Origin of the sequence: Marinobacter vulgaris (genome assembly GCF_003344045.1) — a bacterium.
Lineage (GTDB): Bacteria > Pseudomonadota > Gammaproteobacteria > Pseudomonadales > Oleiphilaceae > Marinobacter > Marinobacter vulgaris.
On sequence record NZ_QFWX01000001.1, the window covers coordinates 271,202 to 288,547 of the forward strand.

The following is a 17,346-nucleotide window of genomic DNA, read 5'->3' on the forward strand; positions in this document are numbered from 1 at the left end:
GGGACTGGGAAACGAATGGGAGGGTTCTATGGCACAGGTTGAACTGAACGGAAAAACCGTGGAATGCATGCGCGGTGACATCACCCGCCAGGATGACATCGAGGCGGTGGTTAATGCCGCCAATGCGCAACTGATGCCAGGTGGCGGCGTCGCCGGTGCGCTGCATTTTGCAGCGGGGCCGGCGCTGGCGGAGGAATGCCGCCCCATGGCTCCGATCCGGCCCGGCGAGGCTGTTATTTCCGGCGCCCATAACCTGCCGAACCAGTTCGTCATTCATTGCCTGGGGCCGGTGTATGGGGTTGATGAGCCCTCTGATTACTGGCTGGCGGAGTGTTACCGCAATGCACTGGAGTTGGCGGACAGCAAAGGCATTGAGTCAGTGGCGTTCCCGGCTATATCCGCGGGGTCCTTCGGCTATCCGATAGAAGCGGCGGCCGATGTGGCCCTGGCTGCGGTAAAGCAGGTTCTCCCGCGGCTGGACAATGTAACGCGGGTGCGTTTCGTGCTGTTCAGCGGGTCCGATGAACAGGTCTTCAGTAGCCGTCTGTTATCGACCATTGAGTAATAAGCAGTTTCACGGTCAGCGCCTACACTGGATAGCCTGGTAGTTGGAGAGTTCCGAACCTGTTTGACCGGGAGTGCTGTCTTGTCTCGATTACGACCCTTTTTGCTGACGACCGTTGCCATGACCGCTTTTGCCGGCAACTCACTGCTTTGCCGCGCCGCGCTGCGTGATACCGACATTGACGCCGCCACCTTTACCAGCGTTCGCCTGGTGTCCGGTGCCCTGATGCTGTGGCTGTTGCTGAGTATCCGTGGCAACCGGGCACCCATGAAACAGGGCTCCTGGGGCTCGGCACTGGCCCTGTTTGTCTATGCCGCTGCTTTCTCCTATGCCTATGGCGGCCTGTCTGCTGCCATGGGGGCATTGCTGCTGTTTGGCGCGGTTCAGGCCACCATGATCAGCATCGGCATTGCCCGTGGCAATCGCCCCCATCTTTGGCAGTGGGTGGGTTTTGTCCTGGCCTTTTCCGGCCTGGTGGGGCTGTTGTTGCCCGGCCTCACGGCGCCCCCGTTATTCAGTTCCCTGTTGATGATCTGTGCCGGCATCGCCTGGGGCATCTATTCGCTGCGGGCAAAAGGTGCCGGCGAGCCCACGGCCGTTACCACCGGCAACTTTATCCGCGCGGTGCCCATGGCATTGGTGCTGAGTCTCGTGATGATGGCCAGCGCCACCATTGACATGGCGGGCATGGGCTACGCGGTCGCTTCCGGTGCAATCGCCTCGGGTATGGGATACGCCGTCTGGTACATGGCATTGCCGCTGCTGCAGGCGACCTCGGCGGCTACGGTCCAGCTCAGCGTCCCGGTGATAGCCGCAGTGGGGGGCGTGTTGCTGCTGAGTGAGCCGCTGACATTGAGGCTGATTGTCGCCGGGATCGCCATTCTCGGAGGCATCGCTATCGTGATTCGGGCGGGGCAGCAAAAAGCGGCGTAGCGCCAGGGCAGGGTCTGCTCAGTCACAGGAAAGGTCCGCCGCGTTCCGGAACTGTTCCATGATGGCCTCGCGGTGGCGTTCACTGTCCTTGTACTCCTGCGGCAATGGCTGCAGAAAATAGAGATAATCGCCTTTTCCCCGATGGTCCTCCAGCAGGCTGTCCAGTTGATCGCCCGGTCCCCAGAAGACCGGGCTGACAACGGCCACCTCAAGGTCCGGGCGTTTTTTCTCCAGCACAGCCACCACGCCCAGGCGTTCTTCCGCATGGAACGTGCCGGTGAGGTGAATAACCTGATGGCCGGGGTTCTGCTCCAGGGTCCTGATCACCCGATCAGCCATGGTATTGTCACGCAGCAGCTGGGCCTTGTAGCTGTTTTCCATTCGCTCGCTGTTATCTGGTTGGTCGTGGCTTGTGCCATGGCCTGCGCCAAGTGCCTCGAGGAACTTCTGGCGATAACCAGGCGTGTCAACAAAGGGAGCCTCCGGTAGCTGCCGGCGTCGCTCTTTGTCGAGTCTTTCGAGATAGTCCGCGCCGCTACGACCGATGCAGCGGACGATATCCTCGGGTGCATTGGCGGCAACCACAGGCAGGTTCCGGTTCTTCGCGAACTCGATCAGGGGCCGGTAGGAGGCCTTGTAGTTGGGCCAGGCATTGGCATCGGCAATCAGTTCCTCCTCCCCGGACTGGCCCGCCAGATAGTCGTCCAGCTCGGCCTGATGGTTCAGTGTGAACTGCTCCATGCTCAAAACCTGTTGCGGCCGTTGCTGATGGAGCGCCGACTGCAGCAGCGATTGCAGCAGGTGGGCGCCGTGATGGCCGTGATATTCGCCAATCACCACCACATCCGCCGGAGCCAGCTCTTCTGCCAGCTGGTTGATGGAGAGCAACCGGCCGTCGCTGTCGGCGATGACAGAATCGTACTGGGATTGTGGCGGTAGTGTTTTCGGGTCGCCGCCGGGCATCGAGGCACAGCCGGCCAACAGCAGGCAGGCGAGTATTACCAGAGTGTGCGAATATGTCGTCATAGTTGCTTATACGATCACGAAACCCGGTTGGCTGTCAGCCTTTTGTTTTTTCCGATCCATGGTTAGGGATACCTGATGCCGCACCGTGCCTATCTGTTCTCGCTCCGGTTTGCCCATGCTTTGCGGGAGGCCTGCATCGATGAGCGCTATACCCCCAGGCGTCTGGGCCGCGACGTGATGGCAGGGGTGACTGTCGGCATTATTGCTATACCCCTGGCCATGGCACTGGCGATTGCCAGCGGTGTGCCACCCCAGTACGGCCTCTATACCGCTTTCATCGCCGGATTTGTGATCGCATTGACCGGTGGCAGCCGTTTCAGCGTTTCCGGCCCGACCGCCGCCTTCGTGGTGATTCTTTACCCCATCGCGCAAACCTATGGCCTTGGTGGCCTGTTGCTGGCGTCGCTTATGTCCGGGGTGCTGCTCATCGTTATGGCGCTGATGCGACTGGGCCGCTTCATCGAATACATCCCCGAGGCCGTCACTCTCGGTTTTACCGGCGGCATCGCGGTGGTAATTGCCACCTTGCAGGTGAAAGATTTTTTCGGGCTGGGCATCGAGCAAATGCCGGAGCACTACTGGGACAAGCTGGCGGTGGTTGCTCAGGCGCTGCCAGGATTGGACGGGCTGACGACCCTGGTTGCGCTGGCCACCCTGGCGGTGATGCTGCTGTGGCCCCGTCTGAGGACGCCGGTACCGCCGCATCTTCCGGCGGTGATCATTGGCAGTCTCCTGGCAGTGCTGCTGAATGCCAACGGTGCAGCGATAGAAACCATTGGTTCACGGTTCAGCTACCTGCTGGCGGACGGGTCCCTGGGTGCCGGTATTCCTCCCTTCCTGCCGGAGTTTGCCTGGCCCTGGAACCGACCGGACGCCAGCGGTGAGCCCCTGGGCCTCAGCTGGAACATGGTGCGGGATCTGTTGCCGGCGGCCTTTGCCATCGCCATGCTGGGCGCCATCGAATCGCTGCTGTGTGCGGTGGTGCTGGATGGTATGACGGGCAAGCGTCACAGTGCCAACAGTGAGTTGCTGGGCCAGGGCATCGGCAACGTGATCACCCCGTTTTTCGGTGGTATTACCGCAACCGCCGCCATTGCCCGCTCGGCAGCCAACTACCGCGCTGGTGCCGAGTCTCCGGTCTCGGCAATGGTTCACGCCCTGGTGGTTCTGCTGGCACTGGTGTCACTGGCACCGCTATTGGCCTATCTTCCAATGGCGGCCATGGCGGCATTGCTGGTGATGGTGGCGTGGAACATGAGCGAGGCGCCCAAGTCACTGCATCTGATAAAAACGGCCCCGCGCAGCGACATACTGGTGTTCATTACCTGCTTCTCGCTGACAGTACTGCTGGACATGGTGATTGCGATTACTACCGGTATCCTGCTGGCGGCGGTACTGTTCATGCGGGAAATGGCGCAGATGACCCGGGTTACGGATATTACTGGAAGCAAGCGGATGGCGGGCGCCCGACTCCCGGATGGCTGGCAGGTATTCAAAATCAACGGCCCTCTGTTCTTTGCCGCGGCCGACCGGATTTTCGGGGAACTGGCGCAGTTATCAGCCAGTGCCCGTGGCTTCATTCTCTATATGGACGGGGTGACAATTCTGGACGCCGGCGGCCTGTCGGCCCTGAACAAGCTTATCGACACCTGCAGGCAGGACGGCACGCAGGTAGTCGTTGCCGACCTCCAGTTTCAGCCGCTGCGCACGTTGGCCAGGGCGGGCGTGAAGCCCGAGCCGGGTGTGATCCGTTTCTATCCAACCCTGGATGAAGCGATTATCGCGGAGAGCCGGCTCGCGCCTACATAGGCCAGTGCAACTGGAGGTTGCCACCGCCAAACGCCGCCTTGTGCAGATAAAACGTAGGCGCGAGGGTCAGAATGGCGCTTTCTTCCCGGGACAGCACTATTTCGAAGGGCAATGCGAATTTGCCGGTAAACCCGTGGTGGTTTTCGTCATCACTTTCTGAATAGGTCTGGTCGATGTCCGGAACACTCAGGTAGATCGCGGGCGTAAGCGTGACGGCCGGTGTCAGTGGCAGCCTGAACCGCCCCGATACAGTGGGCTCTCTGCGGCGCACGTCAGCAATTTCATCAAGGTCTCGGCCGGTATATCCCTGTTCCCTGAGATAGAAATAATGCAGCCCGATGCCGGGTTGCAGGCGGTGGTTCTTATGAACCGCTTCGACATCGAAACTGATGTGGTCGCGGCTGGTGGGTATGGTGCCGGGGCGCTCGTCCAGGGTGTAATGGCGGCGGGTGTATTCGCCGCTGAGTTCTGCTCGCAGCGACCAGTGGCCGCGTCGGAGTTGGTGGGTAAGCGCCCCCCGGAGGGTTTCATTTTCCACCACCAGGCTCTCCTCACGGCTGTCAAAAGTGGAGGGTGGAGAATAGGTTACGGAGGCAGTGGTGCCGAGCTGCTGTTGCGCTGCGGGTTGATGCCACTGAACAAAGAAGCTTTGGGCGGGGTCCACAAACGCATCGTCGCTGCGGGTTTTGCTGTTGAAATAGGCGTCGGGCAAAATCCAGCTGCCGTGGATCCAGGATTCGTTGCTGAAGCTGTGACGGCCGCTGAAGTATATATCCGAGCGGGATTTGTCCGGAAACACATCTCCCTGCAGCCAGACCTCCGTGGCATCGGTGAGCTGGTGGCGAAACCCCACGAGCTGTCGATCGTAGCTGCCGTCAAAGTCCTCGCTGCGCTGTATGTCGAGCAGGAAACCCTGGTGATTCTCGTTAAAGCCGAAGTCCTGGCGGAACCGGAAATCCAGATACAGCCGCCGGCTACCGACGCTGCCGCCGGTCCCGCGGATGCCGTTATCAATCACCGACGGTGCAGGCTGGCTGTGTTGAAAAGACAGTTCATGGAGGTAGCGTTCCTCATTGTCGGGTTCGTCCGCACCCATGACCACCGCCTCCTGCCGCCACGGTTGCGGCAGGTGGTTGAGTTCGGCTGCCAGGGCCATCGGCAGAAGGGCAGTCGTGCCAATAAGGATTCTCAGGGTGCGACGCATGGCATTTCCCGGTCAGGTAGTCGGCATTGAACAAACTTTTACCCGTCTCCGCCTTGCCTAATGGGCTATGCTACGGGCATTTCGGGTTTGCGTAGAAGGACAGTGATGCTCCCCTTTCGTTTTGTTGACCGTGTCAAATTTATTGTAGAACGCCAGCTTGTTAAAGGCGCTGGTTTTCAGTTGCTGGTGGTGGGCGTCTTCATCGGCCTGATTTCCCTGATTGGCGGCCTGCTGGTGATTCCCTTCGGCGAACCCCATGAGGATATGGGCGGGGCCATCTGGTGGGCCTTTCTGCGGCTGACGGACCCGGGCTACCTGGGGGATGATGTGGGTAACTGGCAGCGGCTGGTGTCCACCATCCTGACCATCAGCGGCTATGTGGTGTTCATGGGTACCCTGGTGGCCATCCTGACCCGATGGCTGATAGCCAAGATGACGGACCTTGAACGAGGGCTGACGCCGGTCACCCTGAGAAACCATATCGTGGTGCTGGGCTGGACCAACCAGACGCTGCCCCTGCTCGGTGAATTGCTGGGCTCTTCGGGCCGTATGCGAAGGTTCCTCCAGAAGCACGATACCAGCCGGTTGCGTCTGGTGGTGCTTTCGGAAACCGCCTCTGCGGCCCAGGTGCATGAATTGCGCAATGAGCCCGGAATCGGCCGCAAGGCGCGCCAGATCATTCTGCGCTCCGGTGCCGCAATCCAGCCGGATGCGCTGCAGCGGGTAGCCTGCCTGGATGCCTCTGCGGTGATAGTGCCCAGCGCGGCCCATGAAGCGGGCAGTCTGGTCACCTCGGATATAGAAACCGTCAAGGCGCTGCTGTCGATTGCCGCACAGGCGCGGCACCTGGGTGCGCCACTGCCGTTCGTGGTGGCCGAAATTCAGGATATACGCAAACACCCGGTCATTGAGCGGGCCTATCCCGGCGAGCTGGAGGTGGTGGCCGGTGATGCCACCATCAGCCGGCTGATGGTCCAGAACATTCTGCATCCGGGACTGTCGGAAATCTACAATGAGCTACTGACCGCCGGCGAAGGCTGCGAAATGTATATCCGGGGTGGCGAGTCCCTGGCGGGAATGACACTCGGTGAGCTGGCATCCCAGCGGTCACAGGCGATTGTGCTGGGTATTCTCAAACCGGCCGGCAGGGGCTGGCATGTCCAGATGCCGGCGGCGTCGGATACCGCGATAGCCGCCGAAGATCGCGTTGTGATGCTGGCGCGGGACTATGCCGAAACCGAATCCGATCCCAAGGCCCCGAAACTGCCGGTGATCCATCGCGGGCAGCCCGTCAGCCACGCGGTTGCCTTTTCCGAACGCGTCCACCGGGTTCTTGTGCTGGGGTGGAACCGCCGCGTTCCCAGCCTGATAGACGAATTCGCCAGCTACAGCAAGATGCGGTTTGAGGTGGATGTGGTCTCGGTGGTGCCCGCCTCGGAGCGCCAGCAGGAAATAGACCGTTACCTGGGGCACCAGCGCGACGTTATCTGTCGGCACGTGGAGGCGGATTACATGGTAGAAGGTGAGCTGCGGCGGGTGGGCCCGCTCAACTACGATTCCATCATGCTGGTAAGCAGTGATCGTCTGGCCTCCGGTGAAGAAGCCGATGCCCGTGCAATGGTCGGCTACCTCCAGCTGGAAGACCTGCTCAGTAAAGGTGGCCGGCGCCCCCAGTTGATCATGGAGCTGAGTGATCCCGACAACCGTAACCTGTTGACCGGGCACCAGAGTGAAATGATGATCAGCCCGATGATTGTCAGCCACGTGCTTGCCCAGGTGGCGTTGCGGCGTGAGCTGAGGGTGGTGCTGGACGAGCTGTTTACCGTCGGTGGGGCCGAGATACAGTTCCGCGATCCCAACGATTACCCGCTACCCGCCAGCGCCGACTTTCAGGTGCTGGAGAAAGTGGTGGCGGCAAAAGGCGAAGTGGCGCTCGGCGTCTGGCGCGGTGTTGCCGATCAGCAGGGGCGCCATCTGAGGCTTAAACCCCCCAGAGACGAGTATCTGGACCTGAAGGGCGATGACCGGTTGGTTGTGCTGTGCGCGTCATGAGCCTGGGCCTGGTTCAATCAATGGTTTCGAGCAGGGCGGCCATGATGTCGTCCATAACCACGAAGCCCACCAGTTCATTATCCTGCAGGACCAGCAGGCGCTTCACGCGATGCTGGCTCATCAGGCTGGCCGCGTAGCGGATACCGAGGTGTTCCCCGACGCTGATCACCGGCTTTGCGCAGGCATCGTACACATTGAGCAGGTCGATATCGCCGTCTTCCGCAATCACCGCCTTGAGAATATTGGTGTAGGTGATCAGGCCGTAGGCATCGTGTTCATTCTGTTTTTCCACCACCAGTGATTTCACCTTGTGCCTTTTCATCAGTGACAAGGCCTCACGGAGACTGGCAAACGGGGACACATTGATGGTGTCCCGAATCATCACATCCTTTACAAGTTTCATCCCGGGGATCCGCCTATAGTGAGTCTTTTACATGCTGTTCAAATTTCTCAACCTGGGACAGGTCAATGCCCCCCAGGTGTTCAAGGGGCAGCGTGAACACCAGCCCCCGGGAGTCGTTTTTTCTGGGCATGAGAATGTGCTGGATGGCCTTCAGGATATCCAGCGACAACCCTTTTTCCAGCACCATCACCAGAATGCTCTGGCTGCCATCATAGCTCAGGCCAAAGAAGGTCTTCTTTGCGGTATTGCTGATACCGCGCCCACCCAGCACCGTGACACCGCCAGCGCCCTGGTCCCGGGCTGCGTCGATGCACTCCTGTTCCTGATCTTCCGGGACGATAGCGACAAGTACAGAGAATTTCATGTGGAGAGTTTCCTTCTGGCAGCGATGTGGTCAACAACAATGGCATAGGCCATTACCGTGATGATGGGGAAGATGGAGGCAAAGGCAATCAGCCCGAAGCCGTCAATAAGCACACTGCGCCCGTCGATATTGCTCGCCAGGCCAATCCCCAGTGCGGTTACCAGCGGGACCGTAACCTCCGAGGTAGTGACGCCGCCCAGGTCGTAGGCCAGTGCAATGATATAGCGCGGGGCAACGGTGGTCAGCAGGATAACCACGAGGTAACCGCCCATGATGTAGTAATGGATCGAGTCTCCGGCGATGATGCGGTGCACACCGACGGTAATCCCGATAGCGACTCCCAGGGCAACAAACAGGCGGATGGCATTGCCGTTAATCGCGCCGGCAGCAGCCTCTTCCGCTTGCTGGCCAATGGCAATCAGCGCCGGTTCCGCCATGGTAGTGGCAAACCCGATCATAAAGGCGAACAGGTAAACGAAGAGAAATCCATCCAGGGTCACCAGCTGCTCCGCCATGCTGGTGCCAATGGGGAACAGACCTATTTTCAGGCCCACCACAAATGCGTAGAGGCCGAGAATGACCAGGGCAAAACCAAACAGAATCTTGCGGGGATTGCTCAGGCCACGCCGCAATACAAGATACTGGAATACAAGAATGGTCAGGATGATGGGCAATACGTCCCTGACCATCTCAGCCAGCTCCAGCAGTAGTTTTACTGGCCCGGAAACCGGGGAGGGATCGACGCCGGTGTCCATCAACAGCTCGCCGTCCGCCTGGTCTCCCGAGTAAACCAGAATGCCGTAGAGCTGAACGGTAATCATGGGAACCATGACGGCCAGTGCCACCAGCCCGAAACCGTCGGTAAGCGGATTGCGGCCGCGAATGGAAACGGCAAGGCCGATGCCAAGTGCTGCAACCAGGGGAACCGTCACCACGTTGGTGGTAACCCCGCCGGAATCGTAGGCAAGACCGACGATCTCCTCCGGTGCAAACCAGGTCACGATTACGACCGTGAGGTAACCCACGATCATGAACCAGTGTAACGGATAGCCTAGTATTGTCCGGAGCACCCCCAATGCCACCACGACCCCGACAGACACCGCCACAAGCAGCCGCAGGGTGAGGGCGTCAATTCTGCCGCCGCTGATTTCCTGGGCCTGCTGGGCAACGGCAATCAGCGCAGGCTCCGCTACCACAGCGGAAAACCCGAGGGCAAACCCGAACGCCATCAGGATCGGAATGGAGCCCCGGCGGGCGAACTGGTTCGAGAGGCTCTTGCCCACGGGGAAAATGCTCAATTCCAGCCCCTGAAGGAAAAGCGCGACCCCCACCGCCACAATGAGCAGGCCAAAGGCCATGCCCAGGGTGTTATCCGGTATCTGTTGCAGAATGGCGAGCTGGAAAAACACCACAACCGCAACAATGGGCAAGAGGTTTTTCAGGGCATGCAGAAACGAGTGGCCGAAAGCTCGAATATAGAACACCGGGGCCTGTCACCTGTGTCGTGATCGAAAGCGTTTTATCGCCTGAGTTTGCATGTTAGCACTGGCCGTTCAGGCCTGCCTGGTGCAGCTCAAGTTTGACCGCTGTAAGTATTCACCGAAAAAATGCCGAATATAGATAATATAAATTTCAATTATAAAATCAAACCCACTAAAGTAACCGGCAATGTCAGCGGGCTGGTTGTTTTGTGAACGGACGCTGACGCGCTGAAGTTGCTTTTATACTTCAAAAAAAGAGCACCTCAAACCGTAGAAGACAGGACTGAGATCATGCCATACGCAAACGACGTTGACGCCATTGCTTCCATTCTGAAGCAGAACCCCACCTGGAACGCCATCAAGCCCGAGCACGCGGCTCGTATGCGCGCCCAGAACAAATTCAGGACTGGCCTGGACATCGCCAAGTACACCGCGAAAATCATGCGTGAAGACATGGCGAACTACGATAAAGATACCTCCCAGTACACCCAGTCACTGGGTTGCTGGCACGGCTTTATCGGCCAGCAGAAGATGATCTCCATCAAGAAGCACTTCGGTAGCACCAAGCGTCGTTACCTGTACCTGTCTGGCTGGATGGTTGCCGCCCTGCGTTCCGAGTTCGGCCCGCTGCCAGACCAGTCCATGCACGAGAAAACAGCTGTCTCCAGCCTGATTGGCGAGCTGTACACCTTCCTGCGTCAGGCGGATGCCTGGGAACTGAACCACCTGTTCCGCGCCCTGGAAGAAGCCCAGAACGCTGGCGACAACGCCAAGGCTGACGAGCTGATCAAGCAGATCGACAACCACGAAACCCACATCGTGCCGATCATTGCCGACATCGACGCTGGCTTTGGTAACGCTGAAGCGACCTACCTGCTGGCCAAGCAGATGATTGAAGCCGGTGCCTGCTGCATCCAGATCGAAAACCAGGTGTCTGACGAGAAGCAGTGTGGTCACCAGGATGGCAAGGTAACCGTTCCCCACGCCGACTTCCTGTCCAAGATCAACGCTGTCCGTCTGGCATTCCTTGAGCTGGGTGTGGACGACGGCGTTATTGTTGCCCGTACCGACTCCCTGGGTGCCGGCCTGACCCAGAAGCTGGCGGTAACTGAAGAGCCGGGTGACCTGGGGGATCAGTACAACAGCTTCCTGGACGGTGACTACATCGAGAAGCCGGAAGACATCAACAACGGCGACGTTGTGATCAAGTCTGATGGCAAGCTGATGAAGCCCAAGCGTCTGCCTTCCGGCCTGTTCCAGTTCAAGCCGGGCACTGGTGAAGACCGTGTTGTTCTGGACTGCATCACCAGTCTGCAGAACGGTGCTGACCTGCTGTGGATCGAAACCGAGAAGCCCCACGTTGGCCAGATTGCTGCCATGGTCAACCGCATCAAGGAAGTGGTGCCCGACGCCAAGCTGGTCTACAACAACAGCCCGTCGTTCAACTGGACCCTGAACTTCCGCCAGCAGGTATTCGATGCCTGGAAGGACGAGGGCAAGGACGTGTCTGCCTACGAGCGCGCGGACCTGATGAACGCCAAGTACGACGACACCGAACTCGGCAAGCTGGCCGACGAGTGGACTGCCAACTTCCAGCGCGACGGTGCCCGTGAAGCCGGTATCTTCCACCACCTGATCACGCTGCCGACGTACCACACTGCAGCCCTGTCTACCGACAACCTGGCCAAGGGCTACTTCGGTGACGAAGGCATGCTGGCTTACGTTGCCGGTGTCCAGCGCAAGGAAATCCGCCAGGGTATCGCGACTGTGAAGCACCAGGACATGGCCGGTTCCAACATCGGTGATGATCACAAGGAGTTCTTCGCAGGTGACGCAGCCCTGAAGGCTGGCGGCAAAGACAACACCATGAACCAGTTCTAAGCACTGGTCTGGTTGCCAATGAAGCGGGCTTCTCAGCCCGCTTCAGAGTCCAAAACCCCACTTTGTGTGGGGTTTTGTTTTCTTTACATCGGCATTTTCACCCAAGTTTCTGAATTCCATTAATAAACATTCCTTCCTGTCTGTTCTCCTCATCAGCTCTGTTTCATTCCTGAAACAGTCGAACGCTTCCGCAAAGACTCCCGCGTTGCTTTAAAAAGAAAAATACCTTTTTAAACAGTATGTTGATGGTCTCTTGTTAATCCTGGCACGGTAATCGCTCCATTTGTCTAGCGGGTCTGAACCTTGGCTTACCGAAGGCTAGCGGTTTTAGTCGGATCCCTCCAAAAGCCAATAATCGAAAAGGAAGCGACATTATGAATACCAGGAAAAGTTTGCTAGCAGCTGCCATCGCAATGAGTCTGGGAATTTCCGGTTTTGCCGTCGGCCAGGAGCTGGGTGGTGACGGAGATCCGAATACCAATGCTAACGATGCTTCTACTGCCAATAATGACAGTTCCGGTAACACCAATTCAGGCAATGACAGCTCGACCAATACTGACACAGATAACAGCACCAACAGTGATGTGGCGGACTCTTACAACACCGACACTGATACCGATACCGACAACAGCACCAATAGCGATGTCGAGGATTCATACAACAGCGACACCGCCACCGACACCGACAACAGCACCAACAGTGACGTAGCGGACTCGTACAACAGCGATACCGATACCGACACTGACAACAGCACCAACAGTGACGTAGCGGACTCGTACAACAGCGATACCGATACCGACACTGACAACAGCACCAACAGTGACGTGGAGGAGTCTTACAATACTGATACCGACACCGATAACAGCACCAACAGTGATGTAGCGGACTCGTACAACAGCGATACCGATACCGACACTGACAACAGCACCAACAGTGACGTGGAGGAGTCTTACAATACTGATACCGACACCGATAACAGCACCAACAGTGATGTAGCGGACTCGTACAACAGCGATACTGATAACAGCACCGAGAGTGATGTTGAGGATTCCTACAATACTGACACTGACACAGATACCGATAACAGCACCAACAGTGATGTAGCGGACTCGTACAACAGCGATACCGATACCGACACTGACAACAGCACTAATAGTGATGTGGAGGACTCGTACAACAGCGATACCGATAACAGCACTGATAGTGATGTTGCTGATTCCTACAACACTGACAACAGCACCGACAGTGATGTGGCGGATTCCTACAACACCCTCACCCTGGACGTCAGCGCGTTCATGAACACTGCCGAGCTTGATGGCAGCGTTTCTGACGTGACCGTGACCTACGGCACAGCAGACGGTCGTGGTTCCTACACCGAGGTTCGGAACACCAACGAAATCTCTGGTGGTTCAGCGAACTTCACCGGTGTTGGCTCCTTCGCCCAGAATTCCGGGGTCGGTGGTGTTGCGCAGTCTAACGTCAGCGTAATGTCCAACCTGTCTACCGGTGGTGGCGCTGGCACCCAGTAAGGAATCCAGGCCGCGCCTGACGGGTGCGGCCCGGTTATTCCGGGAGAACTGCCATGGGTGACGTCATCAGATGGAAACTGAAGGCTGCCTTGCTGGTGTTAATAATCGGGGCAACGGGACTGGTATCGGCCGAGGAGTGGATGGACGCCACGCCGTTATCGGCCGATCAGCTGGCGGACGCAAGCGGTCGCCAGGGAATACCGCTGCAGTGGCAGATTAACGATAACCAGCAGAATGCGAATGTGTCCGATAACCTGCTGTCGGGTAATGTGGTTACTGGCAACAACAGTATTTCCGACAACGCGTTCGGCAACATGAGCGGGATTGCCACGGTTATCCAGAACACCGGTAACCAGGTGGTCATTCAGGATAGTACCCAGATCAATATACTGATCAATCACTGACGGAGGTGGGCCATGGCCGGAAAGGTTCTTGTTGCGATCTGCGCGAGTGCCGGGCTGCTATGGTCCACTGCCTTTGCCGGCTCGGTTATGGTGCCGGGTATCGGGGGTGATTTTCAGCTAAAGGTTACCAGTTTCGAAAACCGGCGTTTTGACAGCGTGATGCGCCAGCAATACGATTTCAGTTGCGGCTCCGCAGCTCTGGCCTCGCTGTTATCCTTCCACTACGACGACCCGGTGACAGAACACGACGTTTTCATCGAAATGCTGGCGTTGGCGGACGAAGAAAAAGTGCGTCAGCAGGGTTTTTCCATGCTCGATATGAAACGCTACCTTGAGGCCAGAGGGTATCAGGCCGACGGCTTCCGCGTGCCATTGACCGGCCTCAAGGAAAAGGTGCGATTGCCCATGATCGTTTTGCTAAACATTGATGGTTTCCAGCATTTTGTTCTGATCAAGGGCATCAGCGATGGCGAGGTTCTGGTGGGGGATCCGGCGCGGGGGCTAAAGGTTTATTCCTATGCTCAATTCAGTGAGTACTGGAATGGCACCGCCTTTGTTATACGCAGTCATCTACAGCAGGGGCGTGACGCATTTCTCGGCGAGGGACACTGGCCTCAGGTGGCCCGGGCGCCGATACAGAAAGTTCAGGGTGGTCCTTCACTCGGCCACACGCTGCCTTACTGGCCCTCCACAAGGGAATGGTGATGATCATGATGGTGCGGATGCCAGCGGTCGCTGTATTGGTTATCTCATTGCTAACGTTATCGCCATCTGTCCAGGCAGAGCTCAGGCTGGGTGTCGAGCCCCTGAGTGATCCGGAGTTGGCCGGGTACCGTGGTGGCTTCCTGATGGATAACCTGGAGATCAGTATTGGGCTGGAACAGATTGTCGGTATCAATGGCGACACCATGGTGATCAATCGCTTGACGATCCCCAATCTCAATCAGGTCGTCAATGATCGCCTGGTGAACCACCATACTGAAACAGTCCTTGAGGTTATCAGTGCAAACCGGAGTGGGGGTGCCCGGGTATCCAGCAATATGGCGGGGCCAAGCGGCTGGATGACGGTGATTCAGAATAACCTCGATAGTACGGTGATACAGAATATGCACCAACTGAATATCGAGCTGAACAATTTCGGTGGTGCCGGGAACCAGTTCCCGGCACGGTTCAGCGATCAATTGATCCAGTTGCTGGGTCGCTGATGTTCGTTCGGTTTCTCCCTAGAGGCTGATCGGCAGTTTAAGGGTAATTTCGCTATTCGGCGCATTTTCCGTCACCCCCACGCTCACTGTCAGGCTCAGGGAAGTGGAGCGAGACAGACGCTGTGACAGGCCGAACGACAGGGAACCGATCTGGATGCGGTCGAAGTTGGCTGCAAACAGATCGTTATCCCGCTCGAAGGTTGTTTTGCGGATGACCGAGTGATCATAGCCCAGGCTGAAGGACGTACGGTCATTAAACGCAAAGCCCATTCCAAAGCCGAAACGCACGATATCGCCAGGATCGATAATACCGCCATTTTCCAATCCCTGATCCTCTTCCTGGGTCCAGACATAACTCAAATTTCCGAACAACACGGCCGGGTCTGTCGGATAAATGAACGAAAAGCCCGGTTCAAAGGACCAGAAACCGGACCCAGTCGGCCTATTTTCCAACTCGATTCCGATCTGATTGCCCTCACTATCCCGGATAACCCGCTGTTCGACGTCGTAAGGACCTTCTCCGGTTGGTGCTTTAACCCGCAAGGCACCAATCACGTAGGGCCAGCCGCCCAACCCATCGGTCAGCTGGTAACGAAACGACAGTTCCACGTCACCGAGACCTTCGCCTGAGGACTCGCGGAGGATATCCACCGGCGTGCCATCGAAGACCTCCCGCTCTCTGAGGTCCTCGCTGATACTGAGATAAGGCACACGGACCGACGCCTCAAGCTTGCTGGTGAAGCCATATTTGAGTGACATGGCGCCAACGAAAATATCACGCTGGATCTCCGAGATGTTGATCAGCCCGATGAGCAGGGCGGGTATAACGGTGTAACCTTCCACCGCGACAGCGGTAGAGTTGCTATGGGCATATGAAATCGACGGCTCGATGGTGAACCGGCCCGGTCGGGTAACGATGCCGCGGTCTGCGGTAATCGATGCAATATTGGTGGCCGGGTCATTCTCTTCCTCGGGTGCCGATATCGCCGCGCTACCCTGCCGCGATGCAGAGTCCCTGTCCGCCTGGGCGGCTGCAGGGAGTATTGGCGTCGCTATCGTTAACACCGGAATGAGCCAGAGCAATTTTACAGCCATGGGAAATCTCCTTTTGCACCCTTCGAAGGCGAGACGGACGTTCTGTGAGGGACGTGATGCTTGTCCATCAGCCGGTAAAACGAAACTCTTGAAATGTTGAGCAGTCGGGCCGCAGCGGAAATATTATTCTGGGCCAGAGCCAGGCTTACCGAGATTGCCTGGCGGTCTGCCTGTGAGCGGAAGGCATCCAGGGACAGTTCCTGGCTCCGGCTCTGGCGGTTGGCCGACGCCGGTCCAAAACCCATATCGTCGGGATCAATGACAAGACCCTCTCCGAGCAGTGAAGCCTGGCGCAACCGATTCTGGAGCTCTCTGAGATTTCCCGGCCAGGGATGTTCGGCAAGGCATATCGTGGTTTTGTGTGCCAGGCGCCTGGGCCCTGCAGGTGAGGGCGTGGCTGACAGTAACCGGTTTGCCAGCAGTGGAATGTCCTCTTTGCGCTCCCGCAGCGGGGGCAGTAGCACATGCAGGCTGCCAAGCCGATAGAAAACGTCGCTGCGAAAGCGGCCGGAGGCGACAAGATCTTCCAGGGGACTCGTGCTGGTGGCGATCAGCCGCGCATTCACCCTGATAGGGTGAAAACCACCAATGCGTTCGATCTGCCCTTCCTGTAGAAAGCGCAGAATGGCTGACTGCTGTTCTGCCTGGAGTTCATCAACACCGACCAGCAGCAGGGTGCCCCCGTCGGCGGCTTCAATTCTGCCCTTCCGGGCGCTCAGGGCATGGGTAAAAGCCCCTTTCTCGTGCCCGAACAGTTCGTTCTGAGTCAGTGAGGGGGGCAGGGCAGCACAGTTGATGACAACCAGGGGTTTGTTTCTGCGAGGGGAGTTGTTGTGAATGAATCTGGCGGCCGCTTCTTTGCCGGTGCCGTTTTCACCGTAGATCAGCACGGGTTCTTCAGTATGTGAGAACTTGCCAAGCAGTCCCCGTGTACGCCTGATGGCCGTGGACTCACCCTCCAGGGCAATGTCGTGATAGCTTAGCGGCGCGACGAGGGAAGTCCTTGCCTGGAGTTCGGACATGCCCCAGAGGTGGCCAAGGATCCCGTTGAGCCGTTCAGGCTGAACCGGCAACGTGTGGTAATCCTCGCAATAGCGGTTGATAAGCTCGCAGACACCCGGATTATCGATCTGGCCAGGCTCAAGGATGGCGACCCAGTGCTCGACCCGGAGTGCTTCCAGCCAGCTGCCGGCCACCGCCAGCTGCTCACTGGACAGTTCGCTGAGATCGAAGACGCCAACCCAGGTGGTGTCGCCGGGGACATCACCCTGGCCTGGCCCAGCGCCAATGGCTATGGGAAGCAACCGCCATTCCTGCAGTCCAGTAGCGTGGTTTGTACAACCGGAGTGTTCCGCCGACAACCAGACGAGCGGTCGTTTTTCCTTCATGACGACT

At 57.9% G+C, this 17,346-nt stretch carries 16 protein-coding genes; 9 read left to right on the forward strand and 7 right to left on the reverse strand.

Annotation, left to right across the window (positions count from 1 at the left end):
* The first annotated feature begins 28 nt into the window (after positions 1-28).
* Both DIT71_RS01265 and DIT71_RS01270 read left to right on the forward strand, forming a co-directional pair.
* A complete protein-coding gene (locus tag DIT71_RS01265; protein ID WP_114611388.1) occupies positions 29-565 on the forward strand; it encodes a macro domain-containing protein in 537 nt (178 codons plus the stop codon).
* An 81-nt stretch (positions 566-646) separates the two neighbouring features.
* Positions 647-1,498: a DMT family transporter gene (locus DIT71_RS01270; RefSeq protein WP_114611389.1), complete on the forward strand. Its 852-nt coding sequence runs from the start codon at positions 647-649 to the stop codon at positions 1,496-1,498.
* An 18-nt stretch (positions 1,499-1,516) separates the two neighbouring features.
* On the opposite strand, the gene DIT71_RS01275 is transcribed toward DIT71_RS01270, so the two are convergent.
* Positions 1,517-2,524 carry a ChaN family lipoprotein gene (locus DIT71_RS01275; protein WP_227537897.1) on the reverse strand — a complete coding sequence of 336 codons (1,008 nt, stop codon included), beginning with the start codon at positions 2,522-2,524 and terminating at the stop codon, positions 1,517-1,519.
* Between the two features lie 75 nt (positions 2,525-2,599).
* Between DIT71_RS01275 and dauA the strand changes: the two genes are divergently transcribed.
* Positions 2,600-4,333 (forward strand): C4-dicarboxylic acid transporter DauA, encoded by a 1,734-nt coding sequence (gene dauA / locus DIT71_RS01280; RefSeq protein ID WP_114611391.1) that lies wholly within the window; start codon positions 2,600-2,602, stop codon positions 4,331-4,333.
* Here the strand turns inward: dauA and DIT71_RS01285 are convergent.
* Positions 4,326-5,537 (reverse strand): hypothetical protein, encoded by a 1,212-nt coding sequence (locus tag DIT71_RS01285; protein WP_114611392.1) that lies wholly within the window; start codon positions 5,535-5,537, stop codon positions 4,326-4,328. The genes dauA and DIT71_RS01285 overlap by 8 nt on opposite strands.
* A gap of 105 nt (positions 5,538-5,642) precedes the next feature.
* Here DIT71_RS01285 and DIT71_RS01290 point away from each other — a divergent pair, with 105 nt between their 5' ends.
* Positions 5,643-7,589, forward strand: coding sequence for a CASTOR/POLLUX-related putative ion channel (locus DIT71_RS01290; RefSeq protein ID WP_114611393.1), 1,947 nt, complete (start codon positions 5,643-5,645; stop codon positions 7,587-7,589).
* Positions 7,590-7,602: 13 nt separating this feature from the next.
* Here the strand turns inward: DIT71_RS01290 and DIT71_RS01295 are convergent, their stop codons facing one another.
* Genes DIT71_RS01295 through DIT71_RS01305 form a run of 3 tightly spaced genes read right to left on the reverse strand, consistent with a single transcriptional unit; the run spans position 7,603 to position 9,840 of the window.
* The gene (locus DIT71_RS01295) at positions 7,603-7,992 is read right to left on the reverse strand and encodes a CBS domain-containing protein (RefSeq protein WP_114611394.1); all 390 of its coding nucleotides are present in this window, start codon (positions 7,990-7,992) and stop codon (positions 7,603-7,605) included.
* 13 nt (positions 7,993-8,005) lie between these two features.
* Complete coding sequence (locus tag DIT71_RS01300; RefSeq protein ID WP_114611395.1) at positions 8,006-8,356, reverse strand: transcriptional regulator; 351 nt, start codon at positions 8,354-8,356, stop codon at positions 8,006-8,008.
* Entirely contained in the window at positions 8,353-9,840 is a 1,488-nt protein-coding gene (locus DIT71_RS01305; RefSeq protein WP_114611396.1) for a DUF1538 domain-containing protein, read from the reverse strand. Before DIT71_RS01305 ends, DIT71_RS01300 begins: the two co-directional genes overlap by 4 nt.
* Positions 9,841-10,128: 288 nt before the next feature.
* On the opposite strand from DIT71_RS01305, the gene DIT71_RS01310 reads away from it, so the two are divergent.
* The 5 genes from DIT71_RS01310 (at position 10,129) to DIT71_RS01330 (ending at position 14,856) form a co-directional block, all read left to right on the forward strand.
* Entirely contained in the window at positions 10,129-11,718 is a 1,590-nt protein-coding gene (locus DIT71_RS01310) for an isocitrate lyase (protein ID WP_114611397.1), read from the forward strand.
* Positions 11,719-12,092: 374 nt separating this feature from the next.
* The gene (locus DIT71_RS01315) at positions 12,093-13,247 is read left to right on the forward strand and encodes a hypothetical protein (protein WP_114611398.1); all 1,155 of its coding nucleotides are present in this window, start codon (positions 12,093-12,095) and stop codon (positions 13,245-13,247) included.
* Between the two features lie 53 nt (positions 13,248-13,300).
* Complete coding sequence (locus DIT71_RS01320) at positions 13,301-13,651, forward strand: hypothetical protein (RefSeq protein WP_114611399.1); 351 nt, start codon at positions 13,301-13,303, stop codon at positions 13,649-13,651.
* A 12-nt stretch (positions 13,652-13,663) separates the two neighbouring features.
* The gene (locus tag DIT71_RS01325; protein ID WP_114611400.1) at positions 13,664-14,356 is read left to right on the forward strand and encodes a C39 family peptidase; all 693 of its coding nucleotides are present in this window, start codon (positions 13,664-13,666) and stop codon (positions 14,354-14,356) included.
* Complete coding sequence (locus tag DIT71_RS01330) at positions 14,356-14,856, forward strand: hypothetical protein (protein WP_227537898.1); 501 nt, start codon at positions 14,356-14,358, stop codon at positions 14,854-14,856. Before DIT71_RS01325 ends, DIT71_RS01330 begins: the two co-directional genes overlap by 1 nt.
* Before the next feature lie 18 nt (positions 14,857-14,874).
* On the opposite strand, the gene DIT71_RS01335 is transcribed toward DIT71_RS01330, so the two are convergent.
* Both DIT71_RS01335 and DIT71_RS01340 read right to left on the reverse strand, forming a co-directional pair.
* A complete protein-coding gene (locus DIT71_RS01335) occupies positions 14,875-15,951 on the reverse strand; it encodes a transporter (protein ID WP_114611401.1) in 1,077 nt (358 codons plus the stop codon).
* Complete coding sequence (locus DIT71_RS01340; RefSeq protein WP_114611402.1) at positions 15,942-17,339, reverse strand: sigma-54 dependent transcriptional regulator; 1,398 nt, start codon at positions 17,337-17,339, stop codon at positions 15,942-15,944. Before DIT71_RS01340 ends, DIT71_RS01335 begins: the two co-directional genes overlap by 10 nt.
* Between the last annotated feature and the right edge of the window lie 7 nt (positions 17,340-17,346).